We start from the raw sequence: 20,975 nt of genomic DNA on the forward strand, positions 1-20,975 counted from the left end.
ATGGCATCTTTTGAGTCACATGTGAAAAAATACCGCCTATTAAAAGACATGACACAAGATGAATTAGCAACAGCTGTTGGCATACGCCGGGAAACGATAGGAAGGCTAGAGCAAGCAAAGTACAACCCATCTCTTGAACTCGCTGTTAATATTTCAAGAGTCTTAGATGTTCCAATCGAAACATTATTTGAATTTGACAGATAAAAAGTTTTATCAAAAAAACACCTTTCCTTTTGGTCTTATATCAAAAGGGAAGGTGTTTTTAGTTAACTAAGTGGTACTCTCTGGGTGATGTGCCATCATTATAGTCAATTATCATTTTTTCATTTGTGATGACATGTATCTGAGCAGCTTCACCCCCGATTGTGATATATAAAGTATCACTCATCGCATTATAGGAATCAATTTTCACATCTAATTGTCTTGGCTCACTTAGCCCCGCGGTTGTTGCTGACCAAGAACTATCTTCATGAATCATTAGAAAACTATCTGTTGCTGGTACTGCCCATTTACCTTGTAAAGAAATCATTTTGTTTAAGGCAATATCTTTTTGACTCATTGAGTCCTCGGAGTGTTGTGACTCATAGGTAATAGAAGAAACGTTGGTACTAACAGCTGTTTCCTTTATCGATGAAAGGATACTACTGTTTAATGTTGACGAAAAAGGAGACCTTTCCTTTGTTGTGTCACTTTTTTCTCTATTTTGTGTTCCTAAAAAATACCCACCACCAGCAAAAATAATCACCACTAAAATGACAATCACAATATCTCGTTTATCTTTCATGTTATCCTCCAATATGACATGACTAGTTAGATTATCATTATATCATTAAGTATGATGTCAATGTTTACATTATCTGTTTTTTATTAGATTAACTATTTTATTATGTTAAATAATTATAAGTAAACATTAATGAGAATCGTTTTATTTTTTTCTATAATCATCGATTTAAACTCTTTCTTTGTGAAGGGACATGAATATTTATCTGATAGTTCAGATTTTTTAATACAGAAAGAGTTACCTAAAAAAGCGTTATTTATTGGTGCTGGGATTATCTCTTTTGCTTTTACGACAATTGCTAAAGCATTTGGATGCGACGTCACCGTGTTGCAGCATGATGAATTAGTTTTGAAAAATTTTGATCAGGAATTCGTCAGTGTATTGATTGAAATAAATAAAAAACGTGGTGTGTCTTTTTTCTTTAATGATGAAATTGAACGGATATCATCATACTCTTCAATTAGATAAAGCAGGGATTCTAGTAGATTCAAATGCTTATACATCAAAAAAATGGCAAGCATTAAAAAATTAAAATAACTTTATTTTTTGGCAATTCCATCATGAGTGATTACCTATTTTTATTGTTCATTTTATAAAGTTATGATACGTTTAATCAAACTAAAAAAGAGGTGTTAGAATGAAAAAAATAATAAGAGTAATTGTGATGTTGATTACAGGAGCCATCTTGTCTACTAATTTTTTCGAAAAATCATTACATGTCAAACCAGTTGATGGTCAACCTAATTGGTATCTGTGGCTTTATCTACTAGGAATGGTCTTCATTATGGAAGGACTACTTTTAGGGGCAAAAGAATTAATTAGGTATTTATCACGAAAAACAACCTTTCCTTTTTATCAGTCTCTCACTTATTTTGTACTTGGAGGCGCTACTTTTTTTGCCACTTACAATGGACTCATGCAAGTGGCATTACTGCATTTCTTAATTGATCCTTATTTTCTGTTGTTTCTTTTTAGCTTAGCTACTTTAGCATGGGCACTGGTATTACTGATTAATGAGTTGTTTTCACTCTATAAAAATAGACAAACAAAACATTAAAGTTTATCACTTCGTCCCATAGAAAGTCATCCTCTAACAAGATAGACTGTTATGAGCTACATGATTCATTGACATTTAGAAAATATCTAATCACCTTAATGGGATTGATAGCAATTGTATTGGGTTATTATGGTGACTATGATGCGAAAACCATTTATCATTCATTGTAAAAAATCGTTTCAATTAATTTTTAACTAGTTTAATATAAATTAACATAAAAAATAGTTTAGTCATATCAATCCTTTTTAATTAACATAAAATACCATTTAGTGGTATCCTAGTACCAAAAGGAGGTTTTGTCATGTCTAACAATCAAAATATGCATGATATGCGACATGATTCTATGAAGCATACTGATCACGATATGTCACATATGTCAATGGATCATTCTAAGATGGATATGAGTAATCATCAAATGGCAGGTATGGATCACTCCATGCATATGGGAAATTTTAAAAAGAAATTTTTTGTTTCTCTTATTTTAGCTATCCCTATTATATTATTATCACCTATGATGGGAATGACACTTCCAATTCAAATTAGCTTTACTGGTTCTGAGTGGATTGTCATGGTTTTATCAACTATCTTATTTTTCTACGGTGGCCAACCATTTTTAAGTGGAGCACGTATGGAATTAAGTCAAAAGCAACCAGCAATGATGACACTCATCGCCATGGGGATATCGGTTTCTTATTTTTATAGTTTATATGGGTTTATCATGAATCTTGTTAATCCAACTACTCATGTCATGAACTTTTTCTGGGAGCTTGCGACGTTAATTGTCGTTATGCTACTCGGTCATTGGATTGAAATGAATGCAGTAAGTAACGCCAGCAACTCATTAAAAAAAATTGCGGCATTATTACCAGATAATGTCACAAGAATCACACAATCAGGAAAAGAAGAACAAGTCTCTTTATCTGATGTTCATATTAATGACCAATTGATTGTACGCAGTGGGGATAAAATTCCAGCAGATGGAACGGTTATTAAGGGGAATACCATGGTCAACGAATTTATGATTACAGGTGAATCACAAGGTATTGTAAAAAACATCGATGACAAAGTAATCGGCGGGACCATTAATGGAAATGGAACAATTGAAATAAAAGTGACTGGCACTGGAAAATCCGGCTATATTTCAAAAGTGATGGACATGGTACAACAAGCTCAAAACGAAAAAATTCCACTAGAATCTTTATCAGATAAGGTAGCTAAATGGTTGTTTTATGTGGCATTAGGTAGTGGAATCATTAGTTTTATCATTTGGCTTATCATTAGTAAAGATGTTGGGATAGCATTTGAGCGTATGGTAACAGTTTTAGTTATTGCCTGCCCACATGCACTTGGTTTAGCCATTCCTTTGGTTATTGCTCGTTCAACTTCTCTTGCTGCTCAAAATGGTTTATTATTAAAAAATAAAAAAGCACTTGAAGCAACTAACCATATTGACTATGTTTTCTTAGATAAAACAGGCACCTTAACTCAAGGGCAGTTTGCTGTAACTGGTTTTAACATGATTTCTGATCAGCTATCTGAAAACGAGGCATTAAAAATTATAGGGGCGCTAGAAAAAAATGCTAACCACCCTATCGCTACAGGTATCATGGATTATATTAATCAAAAACAATTGACGCCTTATGATTCATCAGATACTCAAGCTATTTCTGGTGTTGGAGTTACTGCTTTAGTCAATGGAAAAACAGCAAAAATAGTAAATGAAAAAGGATTAACGGATGTGTCTACTCAATTTAATCCTTCAATAAAAAAAGAGTACCAAGAACAAGGAAATACATTGAGTTTCCTAATATATGATGGCTCACTTATTGCCATGATGGCTCTTGGCGATACCATTAAGCCTGAATCTAAAGAGTTTATTGCTAAATTAAAAGAGCAAGGTATCACGCCTGTTATGTTAACTGGTGATAACCAACAAGCAGCTGAAGCAGTTGCTAAATATCTTGGACTTGATCATTATTATAGTGATTTATTGCCAGGTGATAAAGAAAAAATTGTGAAAGAATACGTTAATAAAGGTGACAACGTGATGATGGTAGGCGACGGAGTGAATGATGCTCCTAGTTTGATTAGTGCAACAGTTGGTGTGGCTATTGGTGCTGGAACTGACGTGGCTATTGATTCAGCCGATATTGTTTTAACTAATAGTAATCCTGAAGACGTATTAAAATTACTTAACTTGGCTAAGCACACTCGACGTAAAATGATTCAAAATTTATGGTGGGGAGCAGGTTATAATATTGCGGCTATTCCATTAGCTGCTGGAGTCCTTGCTCCAATGGGCATTTTACTAAACCCAGCTGTCGGTGCTATTTTGATGTCATTGAGTACGGTTATTGTCGCTATCAATGCTTTAACGTTACGGATTGGAAAAGAATAATTAAGAAAAAGGTTGGGTATTCAATAACAGAAATCCAATCTTTTTTATTATAGTATCAGAAGTCACAAGTCATCGACGTCTGACCAATTAAATCTCACAATTTTAGTAAACCAATTTTTGAAACATCAGCTATTTTAGATAAATTATTAAAACTAGTAACAACTTTGAATAAATCAAATAATCTAATTGTTTTAGATGAACCAATTAATGGACTTCACATGTCAGATGTTGATTTTTTGATAGATTTACTGAAATCACTAGTAAGAGATGGTCACACTGTGATTGTGATTGAACACAACTTACAAGTGATTGGGTAATCGACATTGGACCTAGTGGTGGAAAATTTGGTATCCTTACTGCTACACTTTCTTCATTATTTATCCTTAAAAGAAGAAACTTACAATCTCATACGTTTTATTTTTACAATATTACATATTACTAGCCCCAAAGTTTGTTGAATTTAGCTGATACTGTCACAATGATTTAGCTAGCTTAACCCTAAGAAATCCATATTTTTAAGTCCATATCTGCACCAAATAGCCTGAATTACCAAAGATAAACGTCATTTATTAAATTGTTGTACTTAGTTATGACTCATTCGCTTGCATTACCCATTAAATTTATCGTAATTATCATTTAAAAATGACGTTTAATCAATAAAATCATCATATAATTACCATAAATTATTAAATGTTTTAAGTTATTATAAACGAATTGAAATATACTAGGAGGAATACAGAATGTGCACAAGTATAACATTACAATCAGAAGATAAAATAAACTTTTTGGCTCGTACCATGGATTTTGGATTTGAATTAAATGGATTACCGATCGTTATACCAAGAAATTATGCATCAACCTTTCATTTTGAAGGTACTTCAAAAACAACCTATGCTTTTGTTGGGACAGGGCAAAAAATCGGTCGTGATTACATGTTTGCTGATGGGGTGAATGAAAAAGGACTTGCTATTGCAGAACTTTATTATCTTAATGAGGCATCTTATCAAACCAGTCCTGTTGAAGGGAAAATTAATTTAACTCAAGACGAATTTTTAACATGGGTACTTGGACATGTTGCAAGCATTGATGAATTAAAAGAAGTCATAAAGCAAGTAGAGATGATTGGAGTAAGCAACCCCTTATTATCTGTTATGTCACCACTACATTTTATCGTGTCAGATAAAACCGGAAAATGCGTTGTGATAGAAACAAATAATGAGACGCTAACCATCAAAGATAATCCAGTTGGAGTCATGACAAATAGTCCAACACTTGAATGGCATTTAACGAATTTAAATAATTATTTATTTATCAAACCAACAAATTATCAACCAAAAAAATTTGAAGACTATACCATTAAACCTTTTGGACAAGGATCAGGAACATATGGTTTACCAGGTGGCTTAACATCACCAGAGCGATTTGTGCGTGCAACTTATATGAAAACATACGCAGAAAAAGGAAAAAATGAATCCCAAGCTCTAAATAGCATCTTTCACATTTTAAACACTGTGACCATTCCTAAAGGAGTAAACATTGAAGACGATGGTCACTATGATTATACGCAATATCGTGCGGCATTTAACTTAAATAGTGCCACTTATTACTTTAATCCATATTATACACAGGAAGTATTTTCAGTAGAACTGACGGAAGATTTGTGCTCAAAAGATGATGCTACTGTATTTTCAGTATCACAAGATTTTTCTATCACAAAATTAAACTAAAAACGAAAGAGCGTTTAAAAATAACGCTCTTTTTATAATGCAACGAAATCAATTAAGAAAGAGGAGGAGGATGAACCATGTATTTAGGGCATGCGGTGCGGCAAGGTATGTTAATGATGTAGAATCAATGAAAGCGTTCTACGAAAGCTATGTTAATGCCACAGCAAACGAAAAATATCATAACCCAAAGACAGGATTAGCAACTTATTTTCTCTTATTTGAAACAGGTGCATGATTAGAAGTAACGACAAGATCTGATAAAGTAGACATCTTAACGTCACAAATGGATACAAGGTATTAAGCGGTACGCTAATAACAGGGGACGGCTGTCATTTTAGATCCAGAAGACAATCAAATTGAAATCACATGCTAAAAGCCAATAAAACATGTTGGCTTTTTTTATATTCCTAATCTGAAATCTGCTAACGTATTGCCAATTTCATCTGTTGTTATGCCAATATATCGTTTCGTCACTTTTTCAGAACTATGATTAAATATTTCCATTAATGTTGCAATATCTCGTGTTTTTCGGTAATAATGATAACCAAATGTTTTTCTAAGAGAGTGAGTGCCAATATCTTTTCTTCCTAAATTATCGGCAATTTTTTGGTATTGCTTATAGACTGTATTAACTTTTATATGTCCACCTTGCTGGCGACTAGGGAATAACCACTCATCATCCTCTTTTCCCTCGATGTATTCGGCAATAACATCTTGCAAATTATCCAAATACAAGACTTTTCGTTTGCCGGTTTTACGCTCAATGATAATCGGTCGTTTTTCATATTTGATATCTCGGACTTTTAGTTTCACAATATCCGACATCCTCAGTCCATTGTTAATCCCAAAAATAAATAGAAAGGTATCGCGTTCTGGATAGTTTGTTCTTCTAAGCCAAAATAAAAAATCATCTATCTCAGTTTGACTGCGTAGCGGTTGGACATTGTACGACATTTTTACCACTCTTTTCTCTAAAATTTACAGTTCACTATTTTTATTATATAATAACATAATAATGAACTTAATAATATAGAATTTTAAACACTTGATAAATCAATACTTAAGTTCATGATTTTACATAATATAGTGAACTCAATATTGTTAAAAAGAAAAAGATAATTTTTCTTAGGACGATTTTAAGCACTTTAAAATTATTTAAGAAGGTAATTATCCATTAAGCGCCTTTAAATCACTTTTAGAAAAATAGGGGATACGACTATGAGATTAATCAATTTAGAGGATGTTACTATTGAAACAATCAAATCATTTAAAGATTCTTTTAAATATGAAAAAGAAACCATTCATGGATCACATCAACTTCAACAAGCGAATGATTTGCATAAGTGGATGAAGGAAATCATTCGCTTAAAAGAAAAAAATTATCAGCAAGCAGTTCAAACTAGTCACTTTGCCTTAATCACAGATGATAATGTAATGATTGGCATATCTGATGTCAAACATCATTTAACATCTTACCTTCAAAAAGAGGGAGGACATATTAGCTACACAATTTCACCCAATTACCAAGGACAGGGATTTGGCACAGCTCTTTTAAAGGAAACATTAAAAGAGGCTCAAAAAATTGGACTAACCTCCATTCATCTAACAGTCAAAGAAACAAATGAGGCTTCTCAAAAGATTATTGAAAAAAATAACGGAAGAAAGATAAGAGAAATAAAAGTGAACCACTATAATGTGTGGCATTATCAAATCAATATAGATTACAATAATAATATTATGTAAACTTTATATCGTATAAGAGTTGATACTATAAAAATAATCCCACGATATTTTAATTATTTTATTGACATATTCTCATTTAGCGACTATACTTAATTCAATCTTACATCAGTTTGGAGCGAAAAATCTTATGAACATAAAACATATTATTAAAAACCCACAACTGAATAATTACTACTTTAGCTATTTTAGATAGGTTTGTGTTCATCAAGGTATGGATACAAACAACCCAAGTTTGTATCTATGATGGCTAAGGAAATTTAGATTGATTTCAAAACCCACATAGATCTTAAGAAAATCTATAGTGGTGTTTTACATATACTGTATATTAAGTATAAGGATGTTCACTGTAGAGATTTTTAAGTCTACGTGAGCATCTTTTTTATTTAGGAGGAATGTGAAAAACATGACATGTATTGAAGTAAATGGACGTACAAGACTTGCCGGATTTTTTGCCAGTCCAGCAAAACATAGTTTATCGCCAACTTTACACACGTCTTCATTTGAAGCAGCTGGAATCAACGCCGTTTATCTTGCGTTTGATATAGCACCAGATAAACTAAAAGATGCCATCACATCTATTCGAACGTTTAACATGATGGGTGTTAACTTATCCATGCCACATAAGGTAAACGCGTTGTGTTATATGGATGAGTTATCTAAATCAGCTCAACTGATTGGGGCGATTAATACAATTGTTCATACAAATGACAAGTTGATTGGACACAACACAGATGGATTTGGTTTCATGGAAAGTTTACGTGTAAATAATTTGCCAATAAAGAATCAGACGATGACCATACTAGGTGCAGGTGGAGCGGCAACAGCTATTTTAGTCCAAGCAGCACTTGATGGATTTAGTACCATTCATGTATTCAGTCGTCGTGGTAAACGGTATGACGAGATGGAAAAAAAGATTGAGAAACTATCTGATAGTGTTTCTTGTAAGATAACTTTAACTGATTTGTATCATACAGATGCTTTAAAAGAAGCAATTACTAGATCGCATATACTCGTTAACTCAACCAGTGTTGGCATGATTAATGATGAGTCTTTAATTGAGGATGAGTCACTATTACGAAAAGACTTGGTTGTCTATGACGTGATTTATAACCCAAGAAAAACCAAACTATTAAAACAAGCAGAGAAAAAAGGCTGCCAAACCATTAATGGGCTTGATATGTTATTGTATCAAGGAGCAAAGGCGTTTAATCTATGGACAAACCAAGATATGCCTATTGAAAAAGTAAAACACATAATAGAAAAAGCATAAAGAAAGAAGGAAATCTCATGATCGTTATTATGAAATTAGGTGCAACAAGTGAGCAAATTAATCAAGTTGTAAAAAGAATTGAAGAAAGTAATTTAGAAGTTCAAGTAAACACTGGTGAAGAACAAGTCGTTTTAGGAATTAAAGGTGATACACGAAATATTCAAGATATTGCGTTCAACAGTTATGATGGGGTAGATAAAACTGTTCGTATTACCAACACATATAAACTAACTTCTCGTGAATTTCATCCAGATAACACAGTAGTTGATGTTGATGGGTTAAAAATTGGTGATGGAAGTTTCGTTACAATGGCTGGTCCATGTTCAATAGAAGGATTAGACCAAATTCGTGAAACTGCTCGTATCGCAAAAGCTGGTGGTGCATCTATCTTACGTGGTGGCGCGTTCAAACCTCGTACTTCTCCATACGCTTTCCAAGGCTTGGAAGAAGAAGGATTAAAATACATTAGACAAGCAGCTGATGAGTTTGATATGAAAGTTATTACAGAAGTGATGGATGAAGCTCATATTGATATGGTTGTTGAATACTCTGACATTTTACAAATTGGTGCTAGAAACATGCAAAACTACAAATTACTTAGCGCTGTGGGACAAACTGGTAAACCAATTGGCTTAAAACGTGGGATTGCTGGAACGATTGATGAGTGGTTAAATGCTGCGGAGTACATCGCTGTTTCTGGGAAAAGTGATGTTATCTTTATCGAGCGTGGTATCCGTACTTACGAAACAGCAACAAGAAACACATTTGATTTAAGTGCCATTCCTCTTATAAAAAAATTAAGCCACTTCCCTATTATTGCTGACCCTAGTCATGGTACTGGTGTATGGGATTTAGTGACACCAATGGCAAGAGCTAGTGTCGCTGCAGGAGCTGATGGCATGATTGTTGAAATTCATCCAGATCCAGCAAACGCTTGGTCAGACGGACAACAATCATTAAATGAAAAAAATTACTTACGAATGATGGACGAAGTCAATGTGTTAGTTAAAGCAATGGAAGAAATTAAATCACTATAAACTAAAGGAGTCTTTTGCATGATTGAAGTAAATTTACCAAATCACCATTATAAAATTGAGGTTCAACGAGGTCTTTTAAAGTCTTGTGGGCAATGGGTGGCAAATATTTGGCGACCACAACGAGTAGCGATTATCACAGATGAAACTGTCGCAGAACTCTATGGTGATGATGTGGCTGATAATTTAGTTGACCACGGCTTTGACATTACCATGCTTGTTGTCCCACCAGGGGAAGAAAGCAAATCACTAGAAAAAGCCACATATTTATATGATGCGCTAGCTGATAATGGCTTTACACGGAGTGATGGAGTTATTGCCTTAGGTGGAGGTGTCATTGGGGATTTAGCAGGATTTGTGGCCTCAACTTATATGAGAGGACTGCACTTTCTACAAATTCCAACCACTCTTTTAGCCCAAGTTGATTCTAGTATTGGTGGAAAGACTGCTGTTAATACCAAAAAAGCGAAAAACCTTGTTGGAACGTTCGCTCAACCTGATGGCGTCTTAATTGACCCAAATGTGTTAAAGACATTGGAGATGAGACGTGTCAGAGAAGGTATCGCCGAAATCATCAAATCAGCTGCCATTGCAGATAAACAGCTTTGGGATTACTTAGGAACACTAAAAAATGAAGAAGATTTACTCAATCATGCAGAAGAAGTCATTCATGCGTCTTTAGAAGTAAAACGTCATGTTGTGGAAGAAGATGAATTTGATCATGGTAGTCGACTAACACTTAACTTTGGTCATACAATTGGTCATGCGATTGAAAAAACATCTGGTTATGGTGTGATTAGTCATGGTGAAGGGGTTAGCTTAGGTATGGTCATGATTTCGACTCCTGCCGAAGCGTTCAACCAATCACCTAGAGGCATTACCGAAGAATTAATTACCATGTTGACGAAATTTAATTTGCCAACAAGTATCGCGTTAAATCGTGAGACAATTTTTGAAGCCATTACGCATGATAAAAAAGCACGTGGGAACACACTAAAAATAATATTATTAAAACAAATTGGCCAAGCCAAAATCGTAGATATACCGATTGAACAAATGAAAGATTACATTATTTAGGAGGAAGTATAGTGAGATATATTACAGCCGGTGAATCACATGGTCCTGAACTCACAGCGATTATTGAAGGACTTCCTGCAGGATTACCTTTAACTGCAGATGACATAAACAAAGAATTAATTAGACGTCAAACAGGATACGGTCGTGGTGGGCGTATGCTTATTGAAACAGACCGTGTTAGAATCACATCAGGTTTACGTCACGGAAAAACATTAGGTTCTCCTATTACACTAGTCGTTGAAAACAAAGACTGGAAGAACTGGACAAAAGTTATGGGGATTGAAGACGTGCCTGAAAAACAAAAGAAAATCCGTCGTGTCGCTAGACCTAGACCAGGACATGCTGACTTAGTTGGTGGCATGAAATACCACTTCGATGATTTAAGAAACGTGTTAGAGCGCTCGTCGGCACGTGAAACAACAATGCGAGTGGCAATCGGTGCAATCGCAAAAAAAATCCTTTCAGAATTAGACATTGACGTTGCTGGTCACGTCACCATGCTTGGTGGGATTAAAGCAACAGTGCCTGATGGCTTAACTGTCTCAGAGATTCGTGAAATGTCAGAACAATCAGATGTACGTGTGGTAGATGCCACGGTTGAACAAGACATTCGTGATTTAATTGATGAAACAAAGAAAAAAGGTGACACAATTGGTGGTGTCGTTGAAGTATTAGTTGGTGGAGTTCCTGCAGGATTAGGAAGTTATGTCCAATGGGATCGAAAACTAGATGCGAAAATCGCTCAAGCTGTTGTGAGTATCAATGCCTTTAAAGGCGCTGAATTTGGTGTTGGCTTTGAAGCAGGTGTCTTACCTGGTTCTCAAGTAATGGATGAAATTCTTTGGGATGAAAAAAATGGTTACACAAGACGAAGCAATAACTTAGGTGGTTTTGAAGGCGGTATGACAAACGGCGAGCCGATTATTGTCCGTGGGGTTATGAAACCTATTCCGACTTTATACAAACCTCTGCAAAGTGTTGATATCGATACAAAAGAGCCATACAAAGCAAGTATCGAACGCTCTGATAGTACAGCAGTTCCGGCTGCAAGTGTGGTAGCTGAAAATGTCGTAGCCACTGTTGTAGCCAATGACATTCTTGAAAAATTTGAGAGTGATTCATTTGAAGAACTTGTTCAATCAGTAAAAGAATACAGAGAGTACACTAAAAACTTTTAGTCGCTAGGAGGATGTGTATGACTGGAAAAACAATCATGATTGTTGGTCTAGGATTAATCGGTGCTTCCTTGGCTAAATGTATAAAAATTGACCATCCTGATACTCAGGTTATCGGTTGGGATTATTCTGATAGCACAAAACGAATTGCTAAAAAAATTGGCATTGTCGACGAGATTCCTCATTCATTTGAGGAGGGTGCCAAAATGTCAGATGTCATTATTTTAGCCACACCTGTGTCAATTTCAATCGACTATTTAAATCAACTATCCTCACTTTCATTAAAAGAAAACCTCTTAGTGAGTGACACAGGTAGTACCAAAAAAGACATTATGCAACAAGCCAAAGAGATGCCATTTGACTTTATCGGTGCTCACCCAATGGCGGGTTCACACAAGTCTGGTGTCACAGCCGCTGATGAGAACTTATTTGAAAATGCTTATTTTATTATAACGAATGATCGACACATAAACCGTGTGGAGGAGTTAACACAACTATACAGCGGAACTCATGCCAAATACGTGGAACTAACATCTGATGAGCACGATGAGGTTACAGCAATGCTATCTCATTTGCCACATATTATCGCATCAGGTTTAGTCAATCAAGCCGATGCCTTTAATCAAGAACACCCAAGAGCCAAACAATTAGCCGCTGGAGGATTTCGTGATATTACTAGGATTGCCTCATCTGACCCGAAAATGTGGACGGATATCTTAATGAGTAATCGCACCACACTTGTACAAGAGCTTGATGATTGGCAAAAGCAAATGAGTCAAGTTAAACAGTGGTTATTAAGTAAAGACTCTGATGCCATTTATGATTTTTTTGAACGGGCAAAAGAAACCCGTGATCAGCTTCCAATCCACCAAAAAGGGTCAATCCCGGCATTTTATGATTTATTTGTAGACGTGCCAGACAAACCCGGGATTATTGCCGAAGTAACGGGACTTTTGGGAGAAGCCAATATCTCAATCATCAACTTAAAAATATTAGAAACACGAGAAGACATTATCGGTGTGCTTCAGGTTAGTTTTAAAAATGACCATGATTTATTGCAAGCAAAAGAATGCATTGAATCACACACAGATTATGTCTGTCGAATACAATAGGAGGAAATGACACTATGAAATTAATCTCAGCTAATCCATTAAATGGAACCATTCACGTTCCTGCTGATAAATCTATTTCACATCGAAGCATTATGTTTGGTGCGATTTCAGAAGGTACCACAACCATTAAAAACTTCTTACGAGGAGAAGATTGTTTAAGTACACTTAACGCGTTTAAAAGTTTAGGTGTGCCAATCACAGATGATGGTGAAACCATTCGTGTAACAGGTGTAGGCTTTGATGGTCTAAAAAAACCAGCTACAGCACTTGATTTAGGTAATTCTGGTACCACAATTCGTTTAATGATGGGGATTTTGGCGAAACAGTCATTCGACACGGTTTTATTTGGTGATGAGTACTTAAACAAACGCCCAATGAATCGCGTCATGTTACCACTTAATCAAATGAATGCTAATCTATCTGGGCATGATAATAGTGAATATCCTCCTATTCATATTTCAGCTAATAATCAATTAACACCCATCACTTATTACATGCCAGTAGCAAGTGCTCAAGTGAAATCTGCTATCTTGTTTGCAGCTTTGCAAGCTGATGGTGAGACAACCATTATCGAAAAAGAACCCACTAGAAATCATACTGAAGAGATGATTCGTCAATTCGGTGGGACTATCACAACAGATGGAAAAGACATTCGTATGACAGGTCCACAACGACTGGTTGGACAAAACATTACTGTGCCTGGTGATATTTCATCTGCAGCGTTCTTTTTAGTTGCCGGAGCTATTGTGCCAAATAGTGAAATCGTGCTTAAAAACGTGGGGATTAATCCAACGAGAACAGGGATTCTAGATGTTTTAAAAGAGATGAATGCCGATGTGGTGATTAGTGAAAAAGATCATGCGAATCAATCAGCCACCCTCACTGTTAAAACAAGTAGTTTAACCTCTACTACAATTAGTGGGGATATTATTCCTCGTTTGATTGATGAAATTCCAATTATTGCTTTGCTTGCAACACAAGCAAATGGTCAAACAGTCATTAAAAATGCTGAAGAACTAAAAGTAAAAGAAACCAATCGTATTGATGCAACAGCTGAAGAATTAAGAAAACTTGGTGCAGATATTACGCCAACAGAAGATGGGTTAATCATCAATGGCCCATGTCAATTGCACGGTGGAAACGTATCAAGTCGAGGAGATCATCGTATCGGGATGATGCTTCAAATCGCTGCGTTACTAACTGATGAAGACGTTGTGATGGAAAAATCAGAAGCTGTTTCAGTATCTTATCCAACCTTTTTTGAAGATGTCACACGACTTTCAAGAGGTGATTATTAAAATGACGCTCGTTTTAATAGGCTTCATGGGAGCAGGCAAAACCACAGTTGGTAATGTATTAGCAAATAAAACAGCAACCAAGCAAATTGATTTAGATCAGTGTATTGTCGATAAAATTGGGATGCCGATATCTGAATATTTTGATGAGCATGGAGAAGAAGCCTTTAGAGAACTTGAAACTACTATGTTAAAGAACTTTTTAAATACATCTGGTATTTTATCGCCAGGTGGCGGGGTAATTTTAAAAGAAGAAAATCAAGCGTTATTAAAAGAACAGGCTACAGTCGTTTATTTACAAACAGATTTAGATGAATTATTACGTCGAATTGATCAAGATACGACAAATTATCGTCCGTTGTTGCATAATAAAACAATAGAAGAGGTGAAAGATATCTTTTTACCTCGAATTCCTATTTATGAAGAGATTGCAGATCATATTATCGATACCACAAATAAAACGCCGGAAGAAATTGCTGATGTTATTTTAGAATTAGTAGGTGATTAAATGGAAGTTGGTTATTTAGGACCAAAAAACTCGTTTACATACAAAGCAGCTTCTTATTATTTTGATGATTCATTACTACAGCCTTATGCAAGCATTGCGAATTGCTTAAGTGCCTTGAAGAAGAATCAAGTTGATTACGCTGTTGTACCGATTGAAAATTCCTTGGAAGGGTCTGTTCACACAAGTATGGATGGGCTTTTTCAAGAAAAAGATATCACTGTTTGTCGCGAAATCATTTTACCAATCCAACAAAACTTATTAGTGAATGATTTGACAATCATTCCTAAAAAAATCTTGTCACACCCACAAGCTCTCGCACAATCACAACAATTTTTAGAAACCTATTACCCAGATGTGTTGATAGAACAGGTTCCATCAACCACATTTGCTGCAGAATACGTGGCTGAACACCCGTCTGAATCAGTTGCAGCAATAGCCTCAAAAGAAGCAGCAAGTGAATATGGTTTAGAAATCTTGTCAGCAGGTATTCAGGACAATCGCTTTAATCAAACACGGTTTTGGTTACTAGGTAAAGAGCTATTGAATCATGACAATCGTCTACCTGAAAAGATGACGTTATTTATAACATTACCTAAAAATGCACCAGGAATCTTACACAAGGTACTTTCAGCCTTCGCTTGGCGTGAAATTGACTTAAGTAAAATAGAATCTAGACCACTAAAAACTGAGTTAGGTGAGTACTACTTTATTATAGATGTACTAATTCATGACAACATCAAGCTAGTCGAATACGCACTTGAAGAAATCACCTTGTTGGGTGCTAAATATCAGCAGTTAGGTTATTATCCCATCGTCATAAAGGAGTGAAGTGAGTGTTAATTAACTGTGAGAACGTATCATTTATAAGAGATAAGCAACCAATATTACAACATATAAACTGGCAAATGAATGACCATGAAAATTGGGCAATTTTAGGGTTAAACGGTTCAGGTAAAACAACACTACTCAAACTAATTACAGGATATGATTGGCCTTCAAGTGGAAAGTTAACCGTTCTGGGTGAAACATTTGGAAAGACTTCCATACCTGATTTAAAGAAAAAAATAGGGTGGGTCAGCTCAGATTTAAAACAACGAATTAAACCATATGATGTAGCAGAAAACATTGTCTTAAGTGGCAAGTTTGCAAGTATTGTAATTTGGGAAAAAACAACCGAAAAGGATGAAAAACAGGCAATAGAGAGTCTGATTCGTTGTGGTGGTAAAGCGTTGATTGGCAAAAAATACGGTGTAATGTCTCAAGGACAGCAACAGATTGTTTTGATTGCAAGAGCTTTGATGGCTAAACCTGAACTCCTGATATTTGATGAACCTTGTAATGGATTAGATTTGTTTGCAAGACAATTCATGTTAGAAAAAATTGATCACATCGCACAAGAAAAACAACCGAAAGGATTAATCTTTGTTACTCATTATATAGAAGAAATCCCAGCAAGTTTTGATCATATATTATTAATTAAAGATGGAAAAATATTTGCAAAAGGATTAAAATCAGACGTCTTAACGCCTGATTTGTTAACACGATTTTATGACAATTCTATTGAAGTTATTAAATTACCAGATAATCGACTAACCATTACACCAAAAAGTTCTAAGTAATTACTTTAGAGCTTTTTATTTTGTTGTCATTAGGAAGAGTGGTGTATTATCTTGTCGATAAAAAATTATTTTGATTTGGTTTACATAAGATATATTAAACTAAACTATGATATATATTTAAAATAAAACAAATATATATCATATATCAAAAATTATACGTTCACAGATACATTTAATATTCTTTTTATGTATTTTTTAGTTACAATAACGCTTTATTTTTGACTTTAGATTGTATATAAAATACAATATTACTATAAATAGTTAGAAAGGAGTTATGATATGAACATTTACAAAAAAGTGTTTATTTTGATAAGTATATTATTATTAATTCCACTTTTATTTACTAATGTTATACAAAATCAATACTTAGCAAATCTTTCTTTTAAGCTTATTCAAATGGAAAATTATCCTTTTGTGGGTTCTTATATTCCATTTTATCTATTTTGGGGAAGCATTCTAGTGATCATATTCTTAATCATTTTATTCTGTTTTATTCTCTTATATCCTAGGAATAAAACAGAAGTCTATTTTTCTAAATCTAAAGGCAGTCTTTCTATTAAGAAAAATGCTGTTGAACAATTTGTATCTACTATTTTGACTCAAGAGCCTTGGTTAAAAAATCCAAAAGTGTCTGTCACAATGAAAAAGAAGAAGATTAAAATTTTTATATCATGTAACTGTTCTAATATCAACTCTAATCTAGTTGATAAAACAAGTGAATTATCTCATCGTATAAGACAGGAATTTTCAACCTTTCTAGGGATTGATGATCCTAAACAAGTATCAGTTGAAATAAAACAAGTTTCAAATAAAAAAGCTAGTAATCCACGTGTTATTTAAGGAGGATAAGAAAATGGAAGATTTTATAAAAAAATATAGGTTTCCTATTTTGGGAGCTCTCATTGGCCTAGGTTTAGCTATATCATTTTTTAGTTTAGGATTTTTTAAAACAATTATCCTTATTATTTTAACGTTACTAGGTGCTTGTATCGGTTATTACCTTCAAAGAAATAATTTTTTGAAGAAATAAAAAAATAACAATAAATAAATTGGAGGAATCAATCATGGAAAACAAAGGAACACAAGTAGAAGTAAAAAAATCAGAGTTAAAAGGTGAATTAACATTTGAAGACAAAGTTATTCAAAAAATTGTTGGTATTTCATTGGAAACTATTCCTGGTTTGTTAACAATTAATGGTGGATTTTTTTCAAATTTAGCAGATAAGATTGTTAGTAATAATGATGTAACTTCAGGAATTGATGTTGAAGTAGGAAAAAAAGAAGTTGCTGTTGATTTAGATATCGTTGCAGAATATGGTGTAGATATTTCAAAAATATACGAAGACATCAAACGAGTGATTGAAAAAGAAGTAAAGCATATGACGAGTCTAGAAGTTATAGAAGTAAATGTTAATGTCGTAGATATTAAAACAAAAGAACAATACGAAGAAGATAGCGTTACTGTTCAGGATAAGTTGAGTGACGCTACAAGTGAAGTTTCAGACTTTGTTTCTGATCAAACTAACAAAGTCAAAAAAGTGTCATCTAAAGGAGCAACAAAAGTAAAAGAAGCAACTGAGCCCAGAGTAGAATAATAATATTTTTAGATGAGGAGTGATATATATGGGATTCATTTGGTCATTAATAGTCGGTGGAGTTATCGGAGCTATAGCAGGTGCTATAACAAGTAAAGGAAAATCTATGGGATGGATTGCTAATATTATTGCTGGTTTAATTGGTTCTTCAGTTGGCCAATCTTTATTTGGTTCATTTGGACCATCTTTAGCCGGAATGGCTATTATTCCATCCATCATTGGAGCAGTTATTGTTGTGGCTGTCGTGTCATTATTTACTGGTAAAAATAGCTAACAAAATAAATACAAAGAATGAGAATCTTTATGACAGATAAAGGATATACGGACAAAATAAAAGGTAAAACAAAAGAAGTGACTTCATATATTAAAGAAAAAACCGAAGATTTTACTGATGAAGCAAAAGATAAATTAAATAAATAATAAAACTAATTAAAATACCCTACAATTTTTATACTACATAAATAAAAAATGTTCTCTTAAGTAAAATTTAGCTTAAGAGAACATTTTTTGGCTCTTTGTCAACTACTGTTGGTAAGAGTTAAAACGTTAGAATTTAGGATCTAGAAAGCTTTTTAGTTTTCTAGATCTTTTTTGGTGTCTTGAATACAGATTTTTTTAAACAAATTGCTATTCGTAATTTGAAATTATAAAAACTTCTCATGCCATAGGCATTACGCTTAATGACTTTAATATGATTGTTCATACATTCTAAAGGACCGTTTGAATACGATGTTTCAAAAGTATTTTTTATTTCTTCTTGATACTTTCTAAATGTTTTAAAAACAGGTATATACTCTTGAAAAAGAGTTTTTTGATTGATTAAATCTACAAATAGAGAATAATCTTTTGTTTGAAAAGCTCTTAAAATCTGTTGATAAATATTATAAGCATCTGTAAGTTCAGCATTGTAAGTAAGTAGGCGTTCAAGTAATTCTTTTTCAGAAAGATACGTTTTAAATGAAGAGTGCCATTGTTGTTGAATAAAGTCTAGTTTGCCATAACTTTTTTGAAGTAATTTCCAATATTTTTTTATTCGTCTATAAATAATTCCATTATCTTTATGCTTTAATTGATTCATTATTCTAATTCGTATTTTTTGAAAAGCTCTACCAATGTGTTGAACTAGATGAAATTTATCTAAAACGACTTTAGCATTAGGAAAAAGTCTCTTAGTTAAGATGATGTAGGGTTGATAAATATCAGAAACAACATACTTCACTTGTTCTCTGTTAGATAAAGAGAATCCGTTAAAGTATTTCTCGATCTTAGGTAATCTTCGATCAGGTAAAATATCAATTAACTCCTTAGTGTCACCATCTATCATAATAAAACTCATAGATCCAGCTACTTTTTTGACAGATTTAAACTCATCAAAACAAAGAACAGCAGGTAAGGAATAACTATATTTCTGAATGGGTTGATACCATTCTTTAAGTACCCGATAAACAGTTGAAGTAGAAACGTTTGCTTGTTTTGAAATGTCACTCATAGATTGTTTAGAAGTTAGTTTTTTAGCAACAAGACGTTTTAAATTGTTAGAAATAGAATTGTTTCTAGAAACAAAAGGCGTATCTAAAACAAATGTCGATTTACAATCTTTGCACAAGAAACGACGTTTCTTTAATTGAACATATGTAACGTATTCAGAAATAGCAGGAACTTTAATTAAACTAGCAGTATATCCCCACTTAATAATGTGTGTATCCTTTTCTTCGCAATGAGGACAACATTCGGGTGTTTCATCTAAAAAACCTTCAAATACTCTAGAGAAAACTCCCTTTATTTTCCTAGTAGACAAACAATTTTCATTAAAAATAATATTTAGGTCTAGTATATTTAAGATATCTTTGATAGTCTGTGAGTATGACATGTGGTATCCTCCTTAGATTGTTGTTTCGCAATTTCATTCTAACGGATAACACATGTTTTTGTGTACTAAAAACTGCTGGTAACTTTCGTTACCAACAGTAGAAATTATAGAGCCCATTTTTTTGTATACACATAAGCACATATCTTAATTATTCTTATATTTCTCTCTCATTAGCATAAAATTTATCAAATTATTTGATGTAAAGACAGGATATTTTGAAAAAGTTTTAGAAGAAATGGAGTTCATTAAAAACTTGATACCATAATATTTGTATTTTCGATTTATTGGCACAGTTTACTAGCCATGTTAAAAGGATATATAGATAGAGTATTCAATTATGGTTTTTCATATGGAAACGGTAATAAATTACCGATCAATAAAATTAGATGGGTTCCTATAGCTGGAAATACTCGCAAGAAGTATTAAAAAAGAGGATATGACCTAAAGATTGAACATCAACTTAATATAGGAATAGCAGATTATGTAGGTGTCAATGACTCTGAAGTTGATTACATTTGGAACAGTTTAGGTGAATATATTGAAAATGAATCACAAACTACTTACTTTGATAATCTAATAAAAAAAGCATTTGATTATGAAAAAATATATAAAAAATACTCTATTCTTTATTTAACGCCGATTGTAAAATTAAGTTAGACAAATAAAAAAGTCATCTGTGCTACACTCAAGATAGTTCAGCCTAAAGAATTATAA

At 33.7% G+C, this 20,975-nt stretch carries 25 protein-coding genes; 22 read left to right on the forward strand and 3 right to left on the reverse strand.

What is annotated here, in order from left to right:
• Complete coding sequence (locus BHY08_RS05110; protein ID WP_071456850.1) at window positions 1-204, forward strand: helix-turn-helix transcriptional regulator; 204 nt, start codon at window positions 1-3, stop codon at window positions 202-204.
• Between the two features lie 58 nt (window positions 205-262).
• Here the strand turns inward: BHY08_RS05110 and BHY08_RS05115 are convergent, their stop codons facing one another.
• The gene (locus BHY08_RS05115; protein ID WP_071456851.1) at window positions 263-784 is read right to left on the reverse strand and encodes a hypothetical protein; all 522 of its coding nucleotides are present in this window, start codon (window positions 782-784) and stop codon (window positions 263-265) included.
• 129 nt (window positions 785-913) lie between these two features.
• Between BHY08_RS05115 and BHY08_RS05120 the strand changes: the two genes are divergently transcribed.
• From BHY08_RS05120 to BHY08_RS11445, 6 genes are all read left to right on the forward strand, one after another.
• Window positions 914-1,249 carry an FAD-dependent oxidoreductase gene (locus tag BHY08_RS05120; protein WP_071456852.1) on the forward strand — a complete coding sequence of 112 codons (336 nt, stop codon included), beginning with the start codon at window positions 914-916 and terminating at the stop codon, window positions 1,247-1,249.
• Between the two features lie 169 nt (window positions 1,250-1,418).
• Window positions 1,419-1,838, forward strand: coding sequence for a hypothetical protein (locus BHY08_RS05125; RefSeq protein ID WP_071456853.1), 420 nt, complete (start codon window positions 1,419-1,421; stop codon window positions 1,836-1,838).
• Between the two features lie 301 nt (window positions 1,839-2,139).
• Window positions 2,140-4,236 (forward strand): heavy metal translocating P-type ATPase, encoded by a 2,097-nt coding sequence (locus BHY08_RS05130; RefSeq protein ID WP_084657180.1) that lies wholly within the window; start codon window positions 2,140-2,142, stop codon window positions 4,234-4,236.
• Window positions 4,237-4,400: 164 nt separating this feature from the next.
• Window positions 4,401-4,553, forward strand: a complete 153-nt coding sequence (locus BHY08_RS10960) for a hypothetical protein (protein WP_157093635.1) — start codon at window positions 4,401-4,403, stop codon at window positions 4,551-4,553.
• 423 nt (window positions 4,554-4,976) lie between these two features.
• A complete protein-coding gene (locus BHY08_RS05135) occupies window positions 4,977-5,963 on the forward strand; it encodes a choloylglycine hydrolase family protein (RefSeq protein ID WP_071456854.1) in 987 nt (328 codons plus the stop codon).
• A 70-nt stretch (window positions 5,964-6,033) separates the two neighbouring features.
• Complete coding sequence (locus BHY08_RS11445) at window positions 6,034-6,198, forward strand: VOC family protein (RefSeq protein ID WP_420855332.1); 165 nt, start codon at window positions 6,034-6,036, stop codon at window positions 6,196-6,198.
• A gap of 164 nt (window positions 6,199-6,362) precedes the next feature.
• On the opposite strand, the gene BHY08_RS05145 is transcribed toward BHY08_RS11445, so the two are convergent.
• Complete coding sequence (locus tag BHY08_RS05145) at window positions 6,363-6,917, reverse strand: tyrosine-type recombinase/integrase (RefSeq protein ID WP_071456855.1); 555 nt, start codon at window positions 6,915-6,917, stop codon at window positions 6,363-6,365.
• A gap of 264 nt (window positions 6,918-7,181) precedes the next feature.
• On the opposite strand from BHY08_RS05145, the gene BHY08_RS05150 reads away from it, so the two are divergent.
• The 14 genes from BHY08_RS05150 (at window position 7,182) to BHY08_RS05215 (ending at window position 18,665) form a co-directional block, all read left to right on the forward strand.
• The gene (locus tag BHY08_RS05150) at window positions 7,182-7,706 is read left to right on the forward strand and encodes a GNAT family N-acetyltransferase (protein ID WP_071456856.1); all 525 of its coding nucleotides are present in this window, start codon (window positions 7,182-7,184) and stop codon (window positions 7,704-7,706) included.
• A gap of 403 nt (window positions 7,707-8,109) precedes the next feature.
• Window positions 8,110-8,976, forward strand: coding sequence for a shikimate dehydrogenase (gene aroE / locus BHY08_RS05155; protein ID WP_071456857.1), 867 nt, complete (start codon window positions 8,110-8,112; stop codon window positions 8,974-8,976).
• A gap of 17 nt (window positions 8,977-8,993) precedes the next feature.
• Window positions 8,994-10,013: a 3-deoxy-7-phosphoheptulonate synthase gene (aroF, locus tag BHY08_RS05160; protein ID WP_071456858.1), complete on the forward strand. Its 1,020-nt coding sequence runs from the start codon at window positions 8,994-8,996 to the stop codon at window positions 10,011-10,013.
• A gap of 18 nt (window positions 10,014-10,031) precedes the next feature.
• Window positions 10,032-11,087, forward strand: coding sequence for a 3-dehydroquinate synthase (gene aroB / locus BHY08_RS05165; protein WP_071456859.1), 1,056 nt, complete (start codon window positions 10,032-10,034; stop codon window positions 11,085-11,087).
• An 11-nt stretch (window positions 11,088-11,098) separates the two neighbouring features.
• On the forward strand, window positions 11,099-12,265 hold the full coding sequence (gene aroC / locus BHY08_RS05170) for a chorismate synthase (RefSeq protein WP_071456860.1): 1,167 nt from the start codon (window positions 11,099-11,101) through the stop codon (window positions 12,263-12,265).
• A 17-nt stretch (window positions 12,266-12,282) separates the two neighbouring features.
• Window positions 12,283-13,374, forward strand: a complete 1,092-nt coding sequence (locus BHY08_RS05175) for a prephenate dehydrogenase (protein WP_071456861.1) — start codon at window positions 12,283-12,285, stop codon at window positions 13,372-13,374.
• Between the two features lie 14 nt (window positions 13,375-13,388).
• A complete protein-coding gene (gene aroA, locus BHY08_RS05180) occupies window positions 13,389-14,672 on the forward strand; it encodes a 3-phosphoshikimate 1-carboxyvinyltransferase (RefSeq protein WP_071456862.1) in 1,284 nt (427 codons plus the stop codon).
• Window position 14,673: 1 nt separating this feature from the next.
• On the forward strand, window positions 14,674-15,177 hold the full coding sequence (locus BHY08_RS05185; protein WP_071456863.1) for a shikimate kinase: 504 nt from the start codon (window positions 14,674-14,676) through the stop codon (window positions 15,175-15,177).
• Entirely contained in the window at window positions 15,178-16,005 is an 828-nt protein-coding gene (gene pheA, locus BHY08_RS05190) for a prephenate dehydratase (RefSeq protein ID WP_071456864.1), read from the forward strand.
• A 5-nt stretch (window positions 16,006-16,010) separates the two neighbouring features.
• A complete protein-coding gene (locus tag BHY08_RS05195; RefSeq protein ID WP_071456865.1) occupies window positions 16,011-16,796 on the forward strand; it encodes an ABC transporter ATP-binding protein in 786 nt (261 codons plus the stop codon).
• Between the two features lie 279 nt (window positions 16,797-17,075).
• A complete protein-coding gene (amaP, locus tag BHY08_RS05200; RefSeq protein WP_071456866.1) occupies window positions 17,076-17,636 on the forward strand; it encodes an alkaline shock response membrane anchor protein AmaP in 561 nt (186 codons plus the stop codon).
• 13 nt (window positions 17,637-17,649) lie between these two features.
• The gene (locus BHY08_RS05205; protein WP_071456867.1) at window positions 17,650-17,826 is read left to right on the forward strand and encodes a DUF2273 domain-containing protein; all 177 of its coding nucleotides are present in this window, start codon (window positions 17,650-17,652) and stop codon (window positions 17,824-17,826) included.
• 34 nt (window positions 17,827-17,860) lie between these two features.
• On the forward strand, window positions 17,861-18,391 hold the full coding sequence (locus BHY08_RS05210; protein WP_071456868.1) for an Asp23/Gls24 family envelope stress response protein: 531 nt from the start codon (window positions 17,861-17,863) through the stop codon (window positions 18,389-18,391).
• Between the two features lie 28 nt (window positions 18,392-18,419).
• Entirely contained in the window at window positions 18,420-18,665 is a 246-nt protein-coding gene (locus tag BHY08_RS05215) for a GlsB/YeaQ/YmgE family stress response membrane protein (RefSeq protein ID WP_071456869.1), read from the forward strand.
• A 306-nt stretch (window positions 18,666-18,971) separates the two neighbouring features.
• Here the strand turns inward: BHY08_RS05215 and BHY08_RS05220 are convergent, their stop codons facing one another.
• Window positions 18,972-20,261, reverse strand: a complete 1,290-nt coding sequence (locus BHY08_RS05220) for an ISL3 family transposase (RefSeq protein ID WP_071456870.1) — start codon at window positions 20,259-20,261, stop codon at window positions 18,972-18,974.
• Between the two features lie 264 nt (window positions 20,262-20,525).
• On the opposite strand from BHY08_RS05220, the gene BHY08_RS10715 reads away from it, so the two are divergent.
• Window positions 20,526-20,687, forward strand: a complete 162-nt coding sequence (locus BHY08_RS10715; RefSeq protein ID WP_276325593.1) for an NAD(P)H-dependent oxidoreductase — start codon at window positions 20,526-20,528, stop codon at window positions 20,685-20,687.
• The last annotated feature ends 288 nt before the right edge of the window (window positions 20,688-20,975 follow it).

This window comes from Vagococcus teuberi (genome assembly GCF_001870205.1).
GTDB classification, from domain to species: domain Bacteria; phylum Bacillota; class Bacilli; order Lactobacillales; family Vagococcaceae; genus Vagococcus; species Vagococcus teuberi.